Source organism: Cupriavidus sp. 22TCCZM01-5, assembly GCF_057798915.1.
The window spans coordinates 201,705-220,388 of sequence record NZ_JBYOJR010000003.1 but is presented as its reverse complement, the minus strand read 5'-3'; the positions used below and the strand labels follow the sequence as shown (position 1 = coordinate 220,388).

19 protein-coding genes are annotated in these 18,684 nt (G+C 64.2%); all 19 read left to right on the top strand.

Going from position 1 to position 18,684, the window contains the following annotated elements; translation table 11 throughout:
- The first annotated feature begins 10 nt into the window (after positions 1 to 10).
- A complete protein-coding gene (nuoN, locus tag AC3FNH_RS04660; RefSeq protein ID WP_276097940.1) occupies positions 11 to 1,486 on the top strand; it encodes an NADH-quinone oxidoreductase subunit NuoN in 1,476 nt (491 codons plus the stop codon).
- A 19-nt stretch (positions 1,487 to 1,505) separates the two neighbouring features.
- The gene (locus AC3FNH_RS04655) at positions 1,506 to 1,814 is read left to right on the top strand and encodes a DUF2818 family protein (protein WP_276097939.1); all 309 of its coding nucleotides are present in this window, start codon (positions 1,506 to 1,508) and stop codon (positions 1,812 to 1,814) included.
- Between the two features lie 45 nt (positions 1,815 to 1,859).
- Positions 1,860 to 2,474: an NUDIX domain-containing protein gene (locus AC3FNH_RS04650; protein WP_276097938.1), complete on the top strand. Its 615-nt coding sequence runs from the start codon at positions 1,860 to 1,862 to the stop codon at positions 2,472 to 2,474.
- Between the two features lie 142 nt (positions 2,475 to 2,616).
- Entirely contained in the window at positions 2,617 to 3,075 is a 459-nt protein-coding gene (locus AC3FNH_RS04645; protein ID WP_276097937.1) for a DUF1178 family protein, read from the top strand.
- Between the two features lie 86 nt (positions 3,076 to 3,161).
- Positions 3,162 to 4,364, top strand: coding sequence for an acyl-CoA dehydrogenase family protein (locus tag AC3FNH_RS04640; protein WP_488719216.1), 1,203 nt, complete (start codon positions 3,162 to 3,164; stop codon positions 4,362 to 4,364).
- 13 nt (positions 4,365 to 4,377) lie between these two features.
- Positions 4,378 to 5,496: an acyl-CoA dehydrogenase family protein gene (locus AC3FNH_RS04635; RefSeq protein WP_488719215.1), complete on the top strand. Its 1,119-nt coding sequence runs from the start codon at positions 4,378 to 4,380 to the stop codon at positions 5,494 to 5,496.
- 159 nt (positions 5,497 to 5,655) lie between these two features.
- Positions 5,656 to 6,099 (top strand): MaoC family dehydratase, encoded by a 444-nt coding sequence (locus tag AC3FNH_RS04630; RefSeq protein WP_488719214.1) that lies wholly within the window; start codon positions 5,656 to 5,658, stop codon positions 6,097 to 6,099.
- Positions 6,100 to 6,133: 34 nt separating this feature from the next.
- Entirely contained in the window at positions 6,134 to 6,610 is a 477-nt protein-coding gene (locus AC3FNH_RS04625) for a MaoC family dehydratase (RefSeq protein ID WP_140950133.1), read from the top strand.
- A gap of 569 nt (positions 6,611 to 7,179) precedes the next feature.
- Positions 7,180 to 8,151, top strand: a complete 972-nt coding sequence (cyoA, locus tag AC3FNH_RS04620) for a ubiquinol oxidase subunit II (RefSeq protein ID WP_276097933.1) — start codon at positions 7,180 to 7,182, stop codon at positions 8,149 to 8,151.
- An 8-nt stretch (positions 8,152 to 8,159) separates the two neighbouring features.
- Positions 8,160 to 10,133: a cytochrome o ubiquinol oxidase subunit I gene (cyoB, locus tag AC3FNH_RS04615; RefSeq protein ID WP_276100767.1), complete on the top strand. Its 1,974-nt coding sequence runs from the start codon at positions 8,160 to 8,162 to the stop codon at positions 10,131 to 10,133.
- Between the two features lie 5 nt (positions 10,134 to 10,138).
- Positions 10,139 to 10,786 carry a cytochrome o ubiquinol oxidase subunit III gene (gene cyoC / locus AC3FNH_RS04610; protein WP_488719255.1) on the top strand — a complete coding sequence of 216 codons (648 nt, stop codon included), beginning with the start codon at positions 10,139 to 10,141 and terminating at the stop codon, positions 10,784 to 10,786.
- Positions 10,787 to 11,137 carry a cytochrome o ubiquinol oxidase subunit IV gene (cyoD, locus tag AC3FNH_RS04605; protein ID WP_276097932.1) on the top strand — a complete coding sequence of 117 codons (351 nt, stop codon included), beginning with the start codon at positions 10,787 to 10,789 and terminating at the stop codon, positions 11,135 to 11,137. It abuts the gene before it with no gap.
- A 354-nt stretch (positions 11,138 to 11,491) separates the two neighbouring features.
- The gene (urtA, locus tag AC3FNH_RS04600) at positions 11,492 to 12,748 is read left to right on the top strand and encodes an urea ABC transporter substrate-binding protein (RefSeq protein WP_276097931.1); all 1,257 of its coding nucleotides are present in this window, start codon (positions 11,492 to 11,494) and stop codon (positions 12,746 to 12,748) included.
- A gap of 130 nt (positions 12,749 to 12,878) precedes the next feature.
- Positions 12,879 to 14,540: an urea ABC transporter permease subunit UrtB gene (gene urtB, locus AC3FNH_RS04595; protein ID WP_488719213.1), complete on the top strand. Its 1,662-nt coding sequence runs from the start codon at positions 12,879 to 12,881 to the stop codon at positions 14,538 to 14,540.
- A complete protein-coding gene (urtC, locus tag AC3FNH_RS04590) occupies positions 14,540 to 15,754 on the top strand; it encodes an urea ABC transporter permease subunit UrtC (protein ID WP_488719254.1) in 1,215 nt (404 codons plus the stop codon). Before urtB ends, urtC begins: the two co-directional genes overlap by 1 nt.
- Positions 15,751 to 16,599, top strand: coding sequence for an urea ABC transporter ATP-binding protein UrtD (urtD, locus tag AC3FNH_RS04585; protein WP_276097929.1), 849 nt, complete (start codon positions 15,751 to 15,753; stop codon positions 16,597 to 16,599). The genes urtC and urtD overlap by 4 nt, the downstream gene beginning before the upstream one ends.
- Before the next feature lie 2 nt (positions 16,600 to 16,601).
- A complete protein-coding gene (gene urtE, locus AC3FNH_RS04580) occupies positions 16,602 to 17,294 on the top strand; it encodes an urea ABC transporter ATP-binding subunit UrtE (protein WP_276097928.1) in 693 nt (230 codons plus the stop codon).
- Positions 17,295 to 17,428: 134 nt separating this feature from the next.
- Positions 17,429 to 18,298 carry an urease accessory protein UreD gene (locus AC3FNH_RS04575; RefSeq protein ID WP_488719212.1) on the top strand — a complete coding sequence of 290 codons (870 nt, stop codon included), beginning with the start codon at positions 17,429 to 17,431 and terminating at the stop codon, positions 18,296 to 18,298.
- A 45-nt stretch (positions 18,299 to 18,343) separates the two neighbouring features.
- Positions 18,344 to 18,646 carry an urease subunit gamma gene (locus AC3FNH_RS04570; protein ID WP_011297175.1) on the top strand — a complete coding sequence of 101 codons (303 nt, stop codon included), beginning with the start codon at positions 18,344 to 18,346 and terminating at the stop codon, positions 18,644 to 18,646.
- Positions 18,647 to 18,684 lie beyond the last annotated feature (38 nt).

Sequence of the window (18,684 nt, the reverse complement as noted above, 5' to 3'; positions counted from 1 at the left end):
AGATAACACTATGCAACCGTCCTCGACTCTAGCCCCTGTGGCGCCGATTATTTTCCTGGCGATCGCGATCGCCGCGGTCAACTGGATCGACCTTGCCCGCGGCAAGGGCAAGCAAAGCGTCGCCTATCCGCTGTCGCTGCTGTTCACGCTGGTGCTGACCGTCTGGTTCGGCATCAATGCCGCGGCCGGCGAGACGCACTACGCGTTCGCCAACCTGGTGGTGATCGACCCGATGGCCAATGTGCTGTCGGCGTTCTGCTCGGCCGGCCTGTTCATCACGCTGGTCTACACGCGCCGCTACCTGGCCGACCGCTCCATGTACGCGGGCGAGTTCTACCAGCTCGCGCTGTTCACCCTGGGCGGCCAGATCGTCATGATCACCGGCAACAACTTCCTGACCCTGTACCTGGGCCTGGAACTGCTGTCGCTGTCGTCCTACGCGCTGGTGGCGCTGCGCCGCGAGTCGCGCGTGACGTCGGAATCGGCCATGAAGTACTTCGTGCTGGGCGCGCTGGCTTCGGGCTTCCTGCTGTACGGCATCTCGATGATGTATGGTGCGACCGGTTCGCTGAACCTGGGCGAGGTGTTCCGCGTGGTGGAGTCTGGCCGCGTCAACACCACCATGCTGGCCTTCGGCGTGGTCTTCATCGTCGCCGGCCTGTCGTTCAAGATCGGTGCCGCGCCGTTCCACATGTGGATCCCGGATATCTACGAGGGTTCGCCGACCGCGGTGACGCTGCTGATCGCCGGTGGCCCGAAGGTGGCGGCATTCGCGCTGATCGTGCGCGTGCTGGTGGAAGGCCTGCTGCCGCTGGCCGCAGACTGGCAGAGCATGCTGGTGGTGCTGGCCATCGTGTCGCTGGCGATCGGCAACCTGACCGCCATCGTCCAGACCAACCTGAAGCGGATGCTGGCTTATTCGACCATTTCGCACATGGGCTTCGTCCTGCTGGGCATGCTGTCCGGCGTGGTGGCCAACAAGGCGGATGGCGCGGCGAATGCTTACGGCGCGTCGATGTTCTACTCGGTGACGTACCTGCTGACCACGCTGGGTACCTTCGGCCTGATCCTGCTGCGCACCACCAAGGGTTTCGAGGCTGAAACGCTGGAAGACCTGAAGGGCATGTCGCGCCGCAACCCGTGGTTTGCGTTCCTGATGCTGGTGATGATGTTCTCGCTGGCCGGCATCCCGCCGACCGTGGGCTTCTACGCCAAGCTGTCGGTGCTCGAAGCCGTGGTGAAGTCGGGCATGACCTGGCTGGCCGTGGTGGCGGTGCTGTTCTCGCTGATCGGTGCCTTCTACTACCTGCGTGTGGTCAAGCTGATGTACTTCGACGCACCGGTCGGCGAAGAGCCGCTGGAGGCCACCACTGGCCTGCGTTCGGTGCTGAGCCTGAACGGCGCGGCAGTGATCGTGCTGGGCATCTTCCCGGCTGCGCTGATGAACCTGTGCTATCAGGCCATCCGCGCAACGCTGGCCTCGTAACCGTACGAGGCGGCAAGACATGAGTTCCCCGACGGGCGGCTGGTTTGTCATCTTGTTGGCACTGGTTTGTGCCAACCTGCCGTTCGTCAACCAGCGCCTGTTTGCAGTGATTCCACTGCGCTGGAGCCGCAAGCCGCTGTGGCTGCGGCTGCTGGAACTGATCTGCTGGTATGTGGCAGCCGGCCTGGCCGGCTTTGCGGTGGAGGCGAGCCTTGGCAATGCCTTTCCGCAAGGCTGGCAGTTCTATGCCATCACGGCGTGCATGATGCTGGTGTTCGCCTTCCCAGGCTTTACCTGGCAGTACCTCGTCAAACACCGCACGGCCTGAAGCCGGTCATGAAGCCGCCGGGCGTGCGAATCACCCGGAGCGCTTATGACGGAAAAGACCCAGGACAACCTCGCCCCGCCGTCAGGCGATGAAGGGCTCAAGGAAGTCTGCGTTGCTTCGGCAACCGTCCATCGCGGAAAATTCCTCACGCTGAAGCAAGACATCGTCCGCCTGCCTGATGGCAAGCAGACTGGCCGCGAGTACATCGTTCATCCGGGCGCGGTCATGATGATTCCGCTGTTCGACGACGGCACCGTGCTGATGGAGCGGCAGTTCCGCTACCCGATCGGTGAAGTCATGCTCGAATTCCCAGCCGGCAAGCTCGATCCGCAAGAAGGCGCGCTGCGCTGCGGCGAGCGCGAGCTGGAAGAGGAAACTGGCTACAGCGCGGCGCGCTGGGATTACCTGACCCGCATTCACCCCGTCATTTCGTACTCGACCGAGTTCATCGACGTGTTCCTCGCGCGCGACCTGACCGCAGGGCAGGCGAAGCTCGATGACGGCGAATTCCTCGAAACCTTCATCGTCCCGGCCGGCCAGGTGCTGGACTGGGTGCGCCAGGGCCGCATTACCGACGTGAAGACCATCATCGGCGCATTCTGGCTGGAGAAGGTAATCTCGGGGGTGTGGCAACCCGGCGAACAGCCGGTGCCGCGCTGAAGCCGCCACGGCGGCCCGCAGTGCAGAACGGTATGCTTTTCGCGCCATCTGGTGCGGGAAATCCCTTCCGAAAAAAATTAGCACGACCGTTCACAAAATTGGGTTTCACGGATACTATTGCTTTTGACGGGCTGGAAAGATCATGAAGGTGCTCGACCTGCGTTGCGCGCAAGACCATCGTTTCGAGGGCTGGTTCGCCTCGGAGGACGATGCGCAGACGCAACTCGCAAGTGACCTCGTCCAGTGCCCGGTCTGCGGTGACCACGCCGTGAGCCGGCTGCCAAGCGCGCCGCGCCTGAACCTCTCGGGCGCGACGCAGGTGCAGCGCGGCCAGGCAGAGGCGGGGCAGGCGGCGCAAGTGCCGGCTGCCCTGGAAGTCTTGCAGGCGGCCTATCTGAAGGCCGTGCGGCAGGTGATGGCACAGACCGAGGACGTGGGCGACCGCTTTGCCGAGGAGGCAAGGCGCATGCATTACGACGAGGCACCGGAGCGCGGTATCCGCGGTTCGGCTTCCCCGGAGGAGGTGCAGGCGCTGGCGGAAGAGGGCATCGAAACAATCCCGCTCGTGGTGCCGGATGCTTTGAAGCAGACGGCTCACTGAATTGCGTCCTGTGCCCGTGGTTCGCGGCGCAAGACGCGCAGGCAGAACTACTTGCCGGCGCCGTGCCGGCATCACAGGAGACGGGCATGGATCTCAATTACTCGGCGTCCGACAACGCCTTCCGCGAGGAAGTGCGTAGCTGGCTGGAAGCCAATCTGCCGGCGGATATCCGCAGCAAGGTGCTCAACCATCGCCGGCCCAGCCGCGACGACCTGGTGCGCTGGCACAAGATCCTGGCGGGCAAGGGCTGGTCGACGCCGCACTGGCCCGTGCAATATGGCGGCACCGGCTGGAACGCCACGCAGCGCCATATCTGGGACGAGGAAAACGCCCGCGCCGGCGCGCCCGGCGTGCTGCCGTTCGGCGTGGCCATGGTCGCGCCCGTGATCATGAAGTACGGCAACGAGCAGCAGAAGTCTTACTACCTGCCGCGTATCCTGGACTGCACCGACTGGTGGTGCCAGGGCTATTCCGAGCCGGGTTCGGGTTCGGACCTGGCCTCGCTCAAGACCCGCGCCGAGCTGACCCCGGACGGCAAGCACTACATCGTCAACGGCCAGAAGACCTGGACCACGCTCGGCCAGCACGCCGACATGATCTTCTGCCTGGTCCGCACCGATCCGGAAGCGAAGAAGCAGGAAGGCATCTCGTTCCTGCTGATCGACATGAAGACGCCGGGCATCACCGTGCGTCCGATCATCATGCTCGACGAAGACCATGAAGTGAACGAAGTCTTCTTCGACAACGTCAAGGTGCCGGTGGAAAACCGCGTTGGCGAGGAGAACAAGGGCTGGACCTACGCCAAGTACCTGCTCGGCCACGAGCGCACCGGCATTGCCCGTGTCGGCAATTCCAAGCGCGAGCTGGGCTTCCTCAAGCGCGTGGCGCGCCAGCAGCAGAAGAACGGCAAGCCGCTGCTGGAAGATCCGGTCTTCGGCGCCAAGGTTGCCGCGCTGGAAATCGAACTGATGGCGCTGGAGATCACCGTGCTGCGCGTGGTGTCGAGCGAAGCCGCGGGCAAGGGCCCCGGCCCGGAAGCTTCGATGCTGAAGATCAAGGGCACCGAGATCCAGCAGCTGCTGACCGAGCTGATGGTCGAAGCCGTCGGCCCCTATGCCCAGCCGTTCGACCCGGCCTACCTGGAGTGCGAGCACGAGCACGCGGTGACCGGCTACGACGACGCCGCCCCGCTGGCCGCCTACTACTTCAACTATCGCAAGACCTCCATCTACGGCGGGTCCAACGAAATCCAGCGCAACATCATCAGCCAGATGATCCTGGGGCTGTGAGGAGACACGGAACATGAACTTCAATCTCAGCGACGAACAGAAGCAGCTGGCTGACGCCGTACGCCGTTTCATCGACAAGGACTACGACTTCGAGTCGCGCAAGAAGCGCTACGAGAGCGAGGCCGGCTATGGCGAGTCCGCCTGGGGCTCGCTGGTCGAGCTCGGCCTGACCGCGCTGCCGGTGGCCGAAGAGCAGGGCGGCTTCGCGGGCAAGGCGCTGGACATGATGGTGGTGCAGCAGGAGCTCGCCCGCGGCCTGGTCGTCGAGCCGTACCTGGCGACCGTCGTGGGCGCGTATGCCCTGAGCCTGGCCGGTGGCCAGGAGGCGCTGCTGGAGCAAGTGGCCGGCGGCGAACTCAAGCTCGCCGTGGCCTTCAACGAGCCGCAGGCGCGCTACGAGCTGAACAACGTGCGCGTGACCGCGCGCGACGGCAAGCTTTACGGCCGCAAGGCTGTAGTGATCCATGGCGGCCAGGCCGACAAGCTGATCGTCTCGGCGCGCACCAGCGGCGCGGACGCCGACCGCGACGGCATCTCGCTGTTCCTGGTCGATGCCAAGGGCGCCGGCGTCAGTGTCAAGGACTACCGCACCATCGACAACCTGCGCGCCGCCGATATCACGTTCCAGGACGCGCCGGCTCAATTGCTCGGCGAGGCCGGCAAGGCCTTCGACCAGGTCGAGCAGGTCGCCGATTACGCGGCGGTGCTGCTGTGCGCCGAGGCCGTGGGCGTGATGGATACGCTCAACGCCGCCACGCTGGAATATGCCAAGACGCGCCAGCAGTTTGGCCAGCCGATTGCGCGCTTCCAGGCGCTGCAGCACCGCATGGTCGAGATGTTCATCCAGGCCGAGCAGTCGCGCTCGATCACGCTGCTGGCCGCGGCCCGCTTTGAAGAGGCGACACCGGAAGAGCGTCGCCGCTACGTCTCGGCTGCCAAGGCCCGCGTCGGCCAGGCAGCGCGCTACGTCGGCCAGGAGGCGGTACAGATCCACGGCGGCATGGGCGTGACCAACGAATTGCCGGCCGCGCACATGTTCAAGCGCCTGACGCTCATCAACACCACGTTCGGTGACGTCGACCATCACCTGGCCCGTTTTGCCGGCCAGGCAAGCTTCCAGCAAGCTGCCTGATCCAAGCGATGCCAATCGAAGCCGCGCCGTAGTCCAGGCGCGGCTTTTTTCTTTGCGCGCAGTTAGGGGCGGGTTCGGCAAATACGGACGCACGCCATTACCCGCCATGCGATTATCGCGATGACAAGTCAAAAGTCAGCGACAACGGAGACCCCACCAATGCTGTATTTCGAGGACTTTGCAGTCGGCAGCCGCCGCGAGCTCGGCTCCTACCTCGTCACCGAGGAAGAGATCCTCGGCTTTGCCCGCCAGTATGACCCGCAGCCCTTCCATATCGACAAGGAGGCCGCCGCCAAGAGCATCTATGGCGGACTGATCTCCAGCGGCTGGATGACCTGCTCGATCATGATGCGCCTGCTGGTGCTGAGCACCGTCGGCAAGTCGGCGAGCATGGGTTCGCCGGGCGTCGACGAGATCCGTTGGCTGAAGCCGGTCTATGCCGGCGACACGCTGTCCGTGGTGTTCATCGTGCTCGATTCCCGGCCGTCGCAATCCAAGCCGGACCGCGGCGTGGTCCATACCCAATGGGAAGCTACCAACCAGCGCGGCGAACTGGTCTGCACGGTCAAGGGCATGGGCATGTACGGCCGCCGCCCCGCCTGAGTCCCCTAACCTAAACAACGAGGAGATAACCGACATGCGTACCATCGCATCGCTCGAAGAACTGGAAAGCCTGCAAGGGCAGGAAGTCGCCGTCAGCGACTGGATGGAGATCACCCAGGAGCAGGTGAACCTGTTTGCCGAAGCGACCGGCGATCACCAGTGGATCCACGTCGACGTGGAGCGCGCAAAGAAGGAGTCGCCGTACGGCGGCCCGATCGCGCACGGCTTCCTGACGCTGTCGCTGGTGCCGAAGTTCATGCACAACGCGCTGCACATGCCGTCCAAGATCGGCGTGAACTATGGCCTGAACCGCGTGCGCTTCACCGCGCCGGTGCCGGTGGGCAGCAAGCTGCGCGCGCGCATCAAGCTGCAGAAGGTCGAGCGGCTCGACCCATTGCCGAAGTCGCCCGAGCTCGTAGGCGCCCAGTCGACCTGGGAAGTGACGATTGAGCGCGAGGGCAGCGACCGTCCGGTGTGCGTCGCCGAGTCCATCAGTCGCCGATACGGATGAGCCGTTGTTGTTTTGTTGATACAGGAAGAAAAAAGCCGTCGACAGGCGGCTTTTTTCAATTTTTGACGATAATGCGGACACTGCAACACATTTGAAGTAAATCCAACATCTCTTTTGAGAATTGTCCGTTTTTCTGAACACTGTGTTCTGTGCTGTTGGGTTTACCCGTAATGCTGCATTGCGGTACAGTCGCGCCCACGATGTTTTACGTGTTGCACATTCCGGCCGGAAACCGCGCTTGCCCACAAGGCAGGCTTGTCGGGAAGTGCAAAAACTTCGTGGTTCAACGCTACCCGGCTGCAGTCCTGAGCCGGGACCGTTCGCGGTTTCGGCCATCAGGTGCCGCAGTGCTACCGCCTCAGGCGGGCCGCTCGCGCAGTCGTCAGCTGTCCTTCCGTGTTCATGGCGTTGTCAGGCCGCATGGTCATCCGGCGTTAGATCCGCCAGACCTCAACGCCAGCTAAGGACACGTCCTTCCGGTTTTCCCTCAGCCCAACGCCTCTTGCTTCCGGCATCAGGCGGTGAAGCCACGCTTTGCCCAAGCGCGGCCTAACCAAACCAGTCGTGACATGAAGAAACCCATACTGCCGCGGTGGACGCGGTCCCTGCCAAGCCTCGGCCTGCTCTTGCTGCTCGCCGGCTGCAACATGACGCTGCTCGACCCGAAGGGGCAGGTAGGCGTCGACATCAAAGGCATCATCCTGATCGCCACCTGGCTCATGCTGCTGGTGGTGTTGCCGGTGATCGTCCTGACGCTGGTGTTCGCCTGGAAGTACCGCGCCAGCAATACCTCGGCACGCTATGAACCCGACTGGTCGCACTCGACCGCGATCGAAGTCGTGGTGTGGCTGATTCCCTGCCTGATCATCATCGCGCTGGGCATCATCACGTGGAAGTCCTCGCACGACCTGGATCCGTACAAGCCGCTGGAATCCAAGCAGAAGCCGATCACCGTCGAGGCGGTGGCGATGAACTGGAAGTGGCTGTTCATCTATCCGGAACTGAAGATCGCGACGGTCAACCAGATCGCGTTCCCGGTGGGCACGCCGGTGAACTTCAAGATCACGTCCGATTCGATCATGAATTCGTTCTTCATCCCGCAACTGGGCAGCCAGGTTTACGCCATGGCCGGGATGGAGACCAAGCTGCACCTGATTGCCAACGAGGCCGGCACGTATGACGGCATGTCCGCCAACTACAGCGGCGGCGGCTTCTCGGGCATGAAGTTCAAGGCGACGGCCATGTCGAACTTCGAGTTCGACGCGTGGGTCGCCAAGGTGCGCGCATCCGAACGCCAGCTCGCCAGCGCGGACTACAAGGTCCTGGCCAAGCCGAGCGAAGCGGAGCCGGTGGCCTACTACGGCAAGGTCGAAGACGGCCTGTTCACCGGCATCCTGCACCAGTACATGGGCAACGACGGCCACGCCATGGCCCGCGAAGGCTTTGATGGCGGCCCGATCTGCACGTCGCGTAACACGCTCGGCGAAGAGCGGGTGTCCATGGCCACGCCGGCCAAGCCGGCGCTGGGCGCGCAATCCTAGGAGCAATGATGTTTGGCAAATTGAGTTTGTCGGCGATTCCGTTTCATGAGCCGATCATCATGGTCGTACTGGCCGGCGTCGCCATCGGCGGCGCTGCGCTGCTAGGCGCGATCACGTATTTCAAGAAGTGGGGCTACCTCTGGAATGAGTGGTTCACTTCGGTCGATCACAAGAAGATCGGTGTGATGTACTGCCTGGTCGCGCTGGTCATGCTGCTGCGCGGCTTTTCCGACGCGGTCATGATGCGCGCGCAACTGGCGCTCGCCACGAACGGTGCCCACGGCGTCCTGCCGCCGGAACACTACGACCAGATCTTCACCGCCCACGGCGTGATCATGATCTTCTTCGTGGCCATGCCGCTGATGACGGGCCTGATGAACCTCGTGGTGCCGCTGCAGATCGGCGCGCGCGACGTGGCCTTCCCGTTCCTGAACACGCTGTCGTTCTGGCTGTTCGTGTCGGGCGCCATGCTGGTGAACATCTCGCTGGGCGTTGGCGAATTCGCCAAGACCGGCTGGCTCGCTTACCCGCCGCTGTCCGGCCTGGATTTCAGCCCGGGCGTAGGGGTGGACTACTACCTCTGGTCCTTGCAGATCTCGGGGTTGGGCACGCTGCTGACCGGCGTGAACTTCCTGGTGACCATCCTGAAGATGCGCGCCCCGGGCATGACCCTGATGCGCATGCCGGTGTTCACCTGGACGGTCCTGTGCACCAACGTGCTGATCGTGGCTGCCTTCCCGGTGCTGACCGTGTCGCTGGCACTGCTGGGCCTGGACCGCTACTTCGACATGCACTTCTTCACGAACGATGGCGGCGGCAATGCCATGATGTACGTGAACCTGATCTGGATCTGGGGCCACCCCGAGGTGTACATCCTGATCCTGCCGGCGTTCGGTATCTTCTCTGAAGTCATCGCCACGTTCTCGGGCAAGAAGCTGTTCGGCTACAAGGGCATGGTGTACGCGACCTCGGCCATCATGGTGCTGTCGTTCATCGTGTGGCTGCACCACTTCTTCACGATGGGCTCGGGCGCGAACGTCAACGCGTTCTTTGGCATCACGACCATGATCATCTCCATCCCGACCGGGGTGAAGATCTTCAACTGGCTCTTCACGATGTACCGCGGCCGCGTGCAGATGACCTCGCCGGTGCTGTGGACGCTGGGCTTCATGATCACCTTCGTGATCGGCGGCATGACCGGCGTGCTGATGGCCGTGCCGGCAGCCGACTTCGTGCTGCACAACAGCCTGTTCCTGATCGCCCACTTCCACAACGTGATCATCGGCGGCGTGCTGTTCGGCTACCTGGCCGGCATCACCTACTGGTGGCCGAAGGCGTTCGGCTTCAAGCTGAACGAGCGTCTGGGCAAGTGCGCGTTCTGGTGCTGGCTGGTTGGCTTCTACTTCGCCTTCATGCCGCTGTATGTGCTGGGCCTGATGGGCATGACCCGTCGCCTGAACCACACCGACAACCCGGCCTGGACGCCGTGGCTGTACCTGGCCGTGGTCGGCGTGGTGTTCGTCGCGCTGGGCATCTTCTTCCAGGTGCTGCAGATCGTCGTGTCGATCCGCGACCGCAAGAAGCTGGCCGATGTGACCGGCGACCCGTGGGGTGGCCGCACGCTGGAATGGGCCACTTCGTCGCCGCCGCCGTTCTACAACTTCGCGCACACCCCGGTGGTGCGTGACCTAGACGCGTTCGCCGACATGAAGGCCCGTGGCGAGAAGCTGCCGACCAGCGGCTACGAGCAGATCCACATGCCGAAGAACACCGGCGCGGGCTTCTGGATGGGCCTGTACAGCCTGGTCCTTGGCTTTGCCCTGGTCTGGCACATCTGGTGGCTTGCCGCCGTTGGCCTGATCGGCATGGTGGTGTCGTTCATCCGCCGCGCCAACGATGACCACATCGACTACTACGTGCCGGCCGCCGAGGTCGAGCAGATTGAAACGCGCCAACTGCAGCGCATTGCTTCGCAGGCCTGATGACCATGTCGACAGAAGTCCTTGATCGCTTCGGGGCGGCGCAAGCCCCGGCTCATGCGCACTCGCACGACGAGACGCACGACCACGCGCACCACGACACCAGCGAGAACACCATCTTTGGTTTCTGGCTGTACCTGATGAGCGACTGCATCCTGTTCGCGTGCCTGTTCGCCGCGTTCGCCGTCCTGCGCGGCGAAGTGGCGGGCGGTCCGTCGGGCAAGGAGCTGTTCGAGCTCAACTACGTGCTCGTCGAGACCTTCATCCTGCTGTTCTCGTCGATCACGTACGGTTTCGCGATGATCTCGCTGCAGAACCGTTCGAAGGTACGGGTGCTGGTCTGGCTGGGCATTACCTTCCTGCTGGGCGCCGCGTTCATGTACATGGAAATCAATGAATTCCATCACCTGATCGCCGAAGGCGCCGGCCCGAGCCGCAGCGCGTTCCTGTCGTCGTTCTTCACGCTGGTCGGCACCCACGGCCTGCACGTCGCAAGCGGCATGGTGTGGATGCTGGTCCTGATGTGGCAAGTCAGCAAGAAGGGCCTGACCCCGACCATGTCCAAGCGCCTGAACTGCCTCAGCCTGTTCTGGCACTTCCTGGACGTCGTCTGGATCGGCGTCTTCACCGTGGTCTACCTGATGGGGGCAATGTAAATGGCACAGCAACACGCAGCGTCCGCGCACGCCGAGTCGCACGGCCACAGCAGCTTCAAGTCCTATGTGATCGGCTTCGTGCTGGCGGTGGTCCTGACCGTCATCCCGTTCAAGATCGTGATGGACGGCACCATGGACCGCGGCACGACCCTCCTGATCATCCTCGGCATGGCCGCGGTGCAGGTGGTCGTGCACCTGAAGTACTTCCTCCATATGGATGGCTCGAAGCAGCAGCGCTGGAACGTGATGTCGTTCCTGTTCACGCTGCTGATCCTGTTCATCGTGCTGGCCGGCTCGCTCTGGATCATGCACAACATGAACGCGAACATGATGCCGTGGATGATGAAGTAATCGTCTTCGGACGATAGAAGAACGGGGCCTTCGGGCCCCGTTTTTGTTTGCGGCGGTGCACCATGCGACGCGGCGCCGCACAACTCACGACAGTCTGCCTCCTCTGCCCCGAAGCCCGCGGCCGGTTCTCCCTTGCACCTGATTGCGCCGTGCACGATGGCGGTGCGTAGTCGCCGACCGGGGCCCAGCACCAGCATGGTGCTTCCGCGCGAAACCTCCAAACGAATTGTCTCTTGCCGGGCGCCCGGCGGTGCCAGACCGCAGGCGGGAGCCGTGCGTTCCCTGGCACGCTAGTTGCAGATGCATCACCCGGGGTGCGTTGAGTCCCGTAACCAAACGATAAAGGGAGCAGCAATGAAACGACGTGACATGCTGAAGCTGTCGGCGGTAGCCGCCGCGGCAATGATCGGCGCCAGCCCGCTGGCGATGGCGCAGTCCAAAGAGCCGATCAAGGTCGGCATCCTGCATTCGCTGTCCGGCACCATGGCGATTTCCGAGACGTCGCTCAAGGACGTGGCGCTGATGACCATCGACGAGATCAACAAGAGCGGCGGCGTGCTCGGCCGCAAGCTCGAACCCGTGGTCGTGGATCCCGCGTCGAACTGGCCGCTGTTTGCCGAGAAGGCGCGTCAGCTGATCACCAAGGACAAGGTCGCCGTCACGTTCGGCTGCTGGACTTCGGTGTCGCGAAAGTCGGTGCTGCCGGTCTACGAAGAGCTGAATTCGCTGCTGTTCTACCCCGTGCAGTATGAGGGCGAGGAGATGTCGAAGAACGTCTTCTACACGGGCGCGGCGCCCAACCAGCAGGCCATTCCGGCGGTCGAGTACCTGATGAGCAAGGAAGGCGGCGGCGCCAAGCGCTTCTTCCTGCTGGGTACCGACTACGTCTATCCGCGCACCACCAACAAGATCCTGCGCGCCTTCCTGAAGAGCAAGGGCGTCGCCGACAAGGACATCGAAGAGGTCTACACGCCGTTCGGCCACAGCGACTACCAGACCATCGTCGCCAACATCAAGAAGTTCTCGCAGGGCGGCAAGACCGCCGTGATCTCCACCATCAACGGCGACTCCAACGTGCCGTTCTACAAGGAACTCGGCAACGCCGGCCTGAAGGCCAAGGACGTCCCGGTGGTCGCCTTCTCCGTGGGCGAGGAAGAGTTGCGCGGCATCGACACCAAGCCGCTGGTCGGCCACCTGGCGGCATGGAACTACTTCATGTCCGTCAAGAACCCCGAGAACGATGCGTTCAAGAAACAGTGGGCTGCCTGGGTCAAGGCGAACAACCTGCCGGGCGGCGACAAGCGCGTGACCAACGATCCGATGGAAGCCACCTACGTGGGCATCCACATGTGGGCGCAGGCCGTGAAGAAAGCCGGTACCACGGACACCGACAAGGTGCGTGCCGCCATGTACGGCCAGACCTTCAAGGCGCCCGACGGCTTCACCCTGACCATGGGCGAGAACCACCACCTCTACAAGCCGGTGATGATCGGCGAGGTCAAGGGCGACGGACAGTTCACCGTCGTGTGGAAGACGCCCAAGGCCATACGCGCGCAGCCGTGGAGCCCGTTCATCGCCGGCAACGAAGGCAAGCCGGACAAGGTGATGTAAGGCTGCCTGCCGTTGCAGCCTGACAGGCACGCACCGCCGGTTCTCCGTAGCCGGCAGTGCGTGCCGCGTCAGCCCGGTTCCCCAGAAAAAAAGCAGGCGCGGCCACGCGCCGCCCATTCGTCCAGCACCTATGTCCCAATCGTTACCGAAGAGCGCCATGCCGTGGCTGCGCGCCATGCTGGCTGCGCTGCTGCTTGCCGCGCCGCTATGGGCCGCTGCCGCGGGCGCATTGTCGCAGGCCGACCTCAAGCCACTGGCCGAGGACGATTTCGATGCCAAGACCGCGGCCCTGTCGGCGCTGGCCAAAGCTCCACCGGAACAGGCCGGTCCCATCCTGAAAGCGTTGCAGGACGATGCGCTGCAATACGCGCCGTCGGTAGGCATGGTGCGCCAGGAAGGCGACAAGACCGTCGATGCCATCACCGGCCAGCCGGTCAAGGTCAAGGCCGACGAGCTGGAATCACTGACCCTGAATAACAGCCTGCGCGCGATCGTCGACAGCGCGGCAAGCAGCCTGCAGCTGCAGTCGCCCGATATCGCGGTGCGCACGCAGGCCATCAATACGCTGTACGACCAGCCCGAGAGTGCCTCGCGTGCCAGCGTCGAAGCCGCGCGCAAGATGGAGGCCGATCCCGGTCTGCGCGCCCGGTTGGACGTGATCTGGGCCACTTCCGTGCTGGCGGAGGAGACCCAGCCGGGAGATTCGGCGCAGCGCGAAGCGCGACTCGAAGCCATTCGTGTCCTGGGCCGCGACAGCAATCCGCAAAGCCGCCAGAAACTGGCTCCGCTGGTCGAGCGCGGCAGTGACGGCAAGTACCGTGAAGCCGATGTCGAAGTGCGCGTTGCCGCCCAGCAGGCACTCGATGCATTGCGCAGCGACCAGCGCCGTGCCGAGCTGATCGGCAACCTGTTTGCCGGCCTGAGCCTGGGCAGCGTGCTGCTGCTGGCCGCGCTGGGCCTGGCCATCACCTATGGCCTGATCGGCGTCATTAACATGGCGCACGGCGAGTTCCTGATGATCGGCGCGTATGCGACCTACGTGGTGCAGACGCTGTTCCGCACCTATGCGCCCGGCGCGTTCGACTGGTACCTGCCGGCGGCGCTGCCGGCCTCGTTCCTGGCGGCGGGCATCGTCGGTTTCGTGCTCGAGCGGCTGGTGCTGCGCCATCTCTACGGGCGGCCCCTGGAGACGCTGCTGGCCACGTTCGGCGTGAGCCTGCTGCTGATGCAGGCGGTGCGCACACTGTTCGGCGCGCAGAACGTGGAAGTCGCCAATCCGGCCTGGATGAGCGGTGGCATGGAGTGGATGCCGGGTCTGGTGATCCCGTACAACCGCATCGTCATCATCCTGTTCGCGCTGGCCGTGGTGGCGGTCGCATGGGCGGTGCTCAACCGCACGCGCCTTGGCCTGTTTGTTCGCGCGACCACGCAGAACCGCACCATGGCCGCCTGCGTGGGCGTGCGCACATGGAAGGTGGACAGCTATGCCTTTGCCTTCGGTGCGGGCATTGCCGGCATGGGCGGCTGCGCGCTGTCGCAGATCGGCAATGTCGGTCCGGATCTGGGCCAGGCGTACATCATCGATTCCTTCATGGTCGTGGTGCTGGGCGGGGTAGGGCAGCTGGCCGGCACCATCGTCGGCGCATTCGGGCTGGGCATCATCAACAAATTCATCGAGCCGTTCTACGGTGCGGTGCTGGCCAAGATCTTCGTCCTGGTGCTGATCGTGCTCTTTATCCAGAAGCGGCCGCAGGGACTTTTCGCGCTCAAGGGGCGCAGCGCGGAGGCATGATGCAGAGCTTTCATTCCAACTCTCCAGGCGCGCCTTTCCGGCTTGCGGTGCCCGAGCGCCAGCCGCTGTTCAGCCGCCGGGCCTGGACGATGCTGGCAGTATTGACACTCGTGGTGGCGATCGGCGTGCCGGTGTGCGCGCTGCTGGTGCCCGCAGGCCATCCGCTGCACCTGTCGGCCTACGCGCTGACGCTGGTCGGCAAGATCATGTGCTTTGCGCTCGCCGCGATTGCGCTGGACCTGGTGTGGGGCTATTGCGGCATCCTGAGCCTGGGTCACGGGCTGTTCTTCGCGCTCGGCGGCTATGCGATGGGTATGTACCTGATGCGGTCCATCGGTCGCGAAGGCGTGTACAAGAGCGATCTGCCGGACTTCATGGTGTTTCTCGACTGGAAGGAGCTGCCGTGGTTCTGGCACGGCACCGAGCACCTCGGCTATGCGCTGCTGCTGGTGGTGCTGGTCCCCGGCGTTCTGGCGTGGCTGTTCGGCTTCTTTGCGTTCCGCTCGCGCATCAAGGGCGTGTACCTGTCGATCATCACGCAGGCCATGACGTACGCGGCGATGCTGCTGTTCTTCCGCAACGAAACGGGCTTTGGCGGCAACAACGGGTTCACCGACTTCAAGCGTATCGCCGGCTATGCCATTGCCGCGCCGCAGACGCGCGCGGCGCTGTTCGTGCTGACCTTCCTTGCGCTGGTCGCAGGGTTCGTGGCTTGCCGCTATATCGTCACGTCCAAGCTGGGCCGCGTCGTGACCGCCATACGCGATGCCGAGATGCGCGTGATGTTCTCGGGCTACAACCCGCTCGGCTACAAGCTGTTCGTATGGACGTTCTCGGCCGTGCTGTGCGGCATTGCCGGCGCGCTGTACGTGCCGCAGGTGGGCATCATCAACCCGGGCGAGATGTCGCCGGGCAATTCCATCGAGATGGCCGTATGGGTGGCCGTGGGTGGCCGCGGTACGCTGATCGGGCCGGTGATCGGCGCATTCCTGGTCAACGGTGCCAAGACCATGTTCACGGCCTACTTTGCCGAGTACTGGCTGTTCCTGCTCGGCGCGATGTTCGTACTGGTCACGCTATACCTGCCCGATGGCGTGATCGGGCTGTGGAAGCGCCTGCGCGAACGCGGCAGCCGCGCAACGCCGGCGAGCCCGGTCGCACAGGAAGCCGTATCCAGTCCCGCCGTGGCGGGGCGTACCGGAGGTGAAGCATGAATGCCGCGCTTGAATACGGCCAGGCGGAAAGCGGCAACGCGACCGGTCTCGGCCGCGTGATGGAACCGGGCACGATCGATGTCTCGCACGGACCGATCCTTTACCTGGAAGACCTCACGGTGCAGTTCGACGGCTTTCGCGCGCTCAACAAGCTGAGCCTGTCGATCGACCACGGCGAATTGCGCTGCGTGATCGGCCCCAATGGCGCGGGCAAGACCACGATGATGGATGTCATCACCGGCAAGACCGGTCCGCGCAATGCCAACGTCAGCGGCCGCGTGTTCCTGGGCCAGACCATCGACCTGATGCGCATGACCGAGCCGCGCATCGCGCAGGTCGGCATCGGCCGCAAGTTCCAGAAGCCCACGGTATTTGAGCAGCATGCCGTCTGGGAGAACCTGGAGCTCGCGATGAAGGCCGACAAGCGCTGGTGGTCGTCGCTGCGCGCGCGGCTGACCGGGGAAGGGCATCGCCGCATCGAGGAAACACTGGCGCTGACGGGCCTTGAAGACGAGGCCTACCGCCCGGCGGGTCTGCTGTCGCACGGCCAGAAGCAGCGCCTGGAGATCGGCATGCTGCTGATGCAGCAACCCCAGTTGCTGTTGCTGGATGAGCCCGTGGCCGGCATGACCGATGAGGAAACCATGCAGCTCGCCGCGCTGCTGAACAGCCTGCGCGGCAGCTGTTCGATGATGGTGGTCGAGCACGACATGGAGTTCGTCGCGGCGCTGGCCGGCGGCGAAGGCAAAGTCACGGTACTTGCGGAAGGCAGCGTGCTGGCCGAAGGCACGCTCGACAGCGTCAAGCGCGATGACCGCGTGATCGAATCCTACCTGGGAAGATAGCCATGCTGCAGGTCAATGCACTGAACCAGTTCTACGGCGGCAGCCATATCCTGCGCAACGTCAGCTTCGAGGTGCCGCGCGGCAAGCTCACCACGCTGCTGGGCCGCAACGGCGTAGGCAAGAGCACCTTGCTCAAGTGCCTGATGGGCGTGGTGCCCACGCGCAGCGGCAGCATCCAGTGGGACGGCCACGCACTGGAGAAGAAGCCGCCCTATGAGAGGGTGTCGGCTGGCCTTGCCTACGTGCCGCAGGGGCGCGAGATCTTTCCACGGCTGACGGTGGAAGAGAACCTGCTGATCGGCGCGGCCAGCCGGGCGCGGCCCGCGGGCGTGCCGGACCGCATCTACCAGCTGTTCCCCGTGCTGCGCACCATGCGGCAGCGCCGCGGCGGCGACCTGTCGGGCGGCCAGCAGCAACAGCTTGCGATCGGCCGCGCGCTGATGAGCGAGCCCGGCCTGCTGATCCTGGACGAGCCGACCGAAGGTATCCAGCCGTCGATCATCCAGGACATCGGGCGCGCGCTGCGCCTGCTGGTCGACGAATTCGGCATGACAGTGCTGCTGGTCGAGCAGTACTACGAGTTCGCGCGCCATATTGCCGATCACTACGTGGTGATGAGCCGGGGCGAAGTCGTGGCGAAGGGCGAGGGCGTGAATATGGAGAACGACGGTGTGCGGGAGCTGATTGCCGTGTAATGGTGCAGGGCGAGTCGGTGAGTGCCGCGCGCTGCGCTTTCGTGACGGCGGACGGCGCGCTATGATTTCCGGCATCCGCTGCGGCGCATGCCGCGGCTCGCCCCTGCTTGCATTGCCGGGCCATTCATCGAGCCATGCGTCATCCTGATTTTCCTCCCACTACCGCCGTGCCTGCGCCATGGCAGGCCAGCCTGTGCCTGCGCTTTGCCGCGCGTGGCGGGCGCACCGTGCTGGCCGGACGGCAGCACCGGGGCCCGCTGATGGTGCAGAAGCCGCTCTATCCGGAAGGCGGCATCTGCCACGCCGTCATCCTGCATCCGCCGGCTGGCGTGGCGGGCGGCGACACTCTCGATATCACCCTGCATGCGGAAGCCGGCACCCACGCGGTCATCGCGACGCCAGGTGCAACCAAATGGTACAAGTCGCTCGGCCGTGACGCGTCGCAGCATGTGCGCCTGACGGTCGACGATGGCGCCCGGCTGGATTGGCTGCCGCAGGAGAACATCGTCTTCGATGATGCGCGCGCGCGCATCGCCACCGAACTGGCCGTTGCGCCGGGCGGCAGCGCGATCGGCTGGGACGCCGTGGTGCTCGGGCGGCAGGCGTCCGGCGAGCATTGGGCGCGGGGCTCCGTTTGGCTGGACACGCAGGTGCGCTGCGACGGGAGCGCGCTATGGATCGAGCAATCGCAGCTGGACGCCGCATCGGCATTGCGCGGCGCGGTACCCGGGCTGGACGGCATGTGCGTGCTGGGCACGCTCTGGGCCGTGGGCAGCGCAGCCACGCAGGAACTTGCCGAGACGCTGGCGGAGCGCCTGCCGTTCACGGCTGACCTGCGCGCTGGCGTGACGTGCCTGTCATCACCGGCGCAGTCGATGTTGCTGCTGCGCGTGCTGGGCCGGCAGATGGAGCCGGTCCGGCAGCTCATGGTTGACGCGTGGAGCGCGCTGCGCGAGCCGATCCACGGCGTGCCGGCACGGCCGCTGCGCCTGTGGGCCACGTGAGAGACAACAGCAACAAGGCATACGAGAACAACCAGGACACCGACGATGGAACTGACACCGAGAGAGAAAGACAAGCTGCTGATCTTCACCGCCGCACTGCTGGCCGAACGTCGGCGCGCGCGTGGGCTCAAGCTCAACTATCCGGAAGCGGTGGCGCTCATCACGGCCGCGATCATGGAAGGCGCGCGTGACGGCCGCACCGTGGCCGAACTGATGCACGAAGGCACCACCGTGCTGAGCCGCGACGACGTGATGGACGGCGTGGCCGAGATGATCCCCGAGATCCAGGTCGAAGCCACTTTCCCGGACGGCACCAAGCTCGTCACCGTTCATCATCCCATCGTCTGACGACGTACCGGACCCACCGACAACGCCAACAACATTCA

Bases quoted from the DNA above. Each gene is read 5' to 3' on its own strand.
- nuoN (WP_276097940.1), top strand. From the start codon at position 11: ATGCAACCGTCCTCGACTCTAGCCCCTGTGGCGCCGATTATTTTCCTG.
- AC3FNH_RS04655 (WP_276097939.1), top strand. From the start codon at position 1,506: ATGAGTTCCCCGACGGGCGGCTGGTTTGTCATCTTGTTGGCACTGGTT.
- AC3FNH_RS04650 (WP_276097938.1), top strand. From the start codon at position 1,860: ATGACGGAAAAGACCCAGGACAACCTCGCCCCGCCGTCAGGCGATGAA.
- AC3FNH_RS04645 (WP_276097937.1), top strand. From the start codon at position 2,617: ATGAAGGTGCTCGACCTGCGTTGCGCGCAAGACCATCGTTTCGAGGGC.
- AC3FNH_RS04640 (WP_488719216.1), top strand. From the start codon at position 3,162: ATGGATCTCAATTACTCGGCGTCCGACAACGCCTTCCGCGAGGAAGTG.
- AC3FNH_RS04635 (WP_488719215.1), top strand. From the start codon at position 4,378: ATGAACTTCAATCTCAGCGACGAACAGAAGCAGCTGGCTGACGCCGTA.
- AC3FNH_RS04630 (WP_488719214.1), top strand. From the start codon at position 5,656: ATGCTGTATTTCGAGGACTTTGCAGTCGGCAGCCGCCGCGAGCTCGGC.
- AC3FNH_RS04625 (WP_140950133.1), top strand. From the start codon at position 6,134: ATGCGTACCATCGCATCGCTCGAAGAACTGGAAAGCCTGCAAGGGCAG.
- cyoA (WP_276097933.1), top strand. From the start codon at position 7,180: ATGAAGAAACCCATACTGCCGCGGTGGACGCGGTCCCTGCCAAGCCTC.
- cyoB (WP_276100767.1), top strand. From the start codon at position 8,160: ATGTTTGGCAAATTGAGTTTGTCGGCGATTCCGTTTCATGAGCCGATC.
- cyoC (WP_488719255.1), top strand. From the start codon at position 10,139: ATGTCGACAGAAGTCCTTGATCGCTTCGGGGCGGCGCAAGCCCCGGCT.
- cyoD (WP_276097932.1), top strand. From the start codon at position 10,787: ATGGCACAGCAACACGCAGCGTCCGCGCACGCCGAGTCGCACGGCCAC.
- urtA (WP_276097931.1), top strand. From the start codon at position 11,492: ATGAAACGACGTGACATGCTGAAGCTGTCGGCGGTAGCCGCCGCGGCA.
- urtB (WP_488719213.1), top strand. From the start codon at position 12,879: ATGTCCCAATCGTTACCGAAGAGCGCCATGCCGTGGCTGCGCGCCATG.
- urtC (WP_488719254.1), top strand. From the start codon at position 14,540: ATGCAGAGCTTTCATTCCAACTCTCCAGGCGCGCCTTTCCGGCTTGCG.
- urtD (WP_276097929.1), top strand. From the start codon at position 15,751: ATGAATGCCGCGCTTGAATACGGCCAGGCGGAAAGCGGCAACGCGACC.
- urtE (WP_276097928.1), top strand. From the start codon at position 16,602: ATGCTGCAGGTCAATGCACTGAACCAGTTCTACGGCGGCAGCCATATC.
- AC3FNH_RS04575 (WP_488719212.1), top strand. From the start codon at position 17,429: ATGCGTCATCCTGATTTTCCTCCCACTACCGCCGTGCCTGCGCCATGG.
- AC3FNH_RS04570 (WP_011297175.1), top strand. From the start codon at position 18,344: ATGGAACTGACACCGAGAGAGAAAGACAAGCTGCTGATCTTCACCGCC.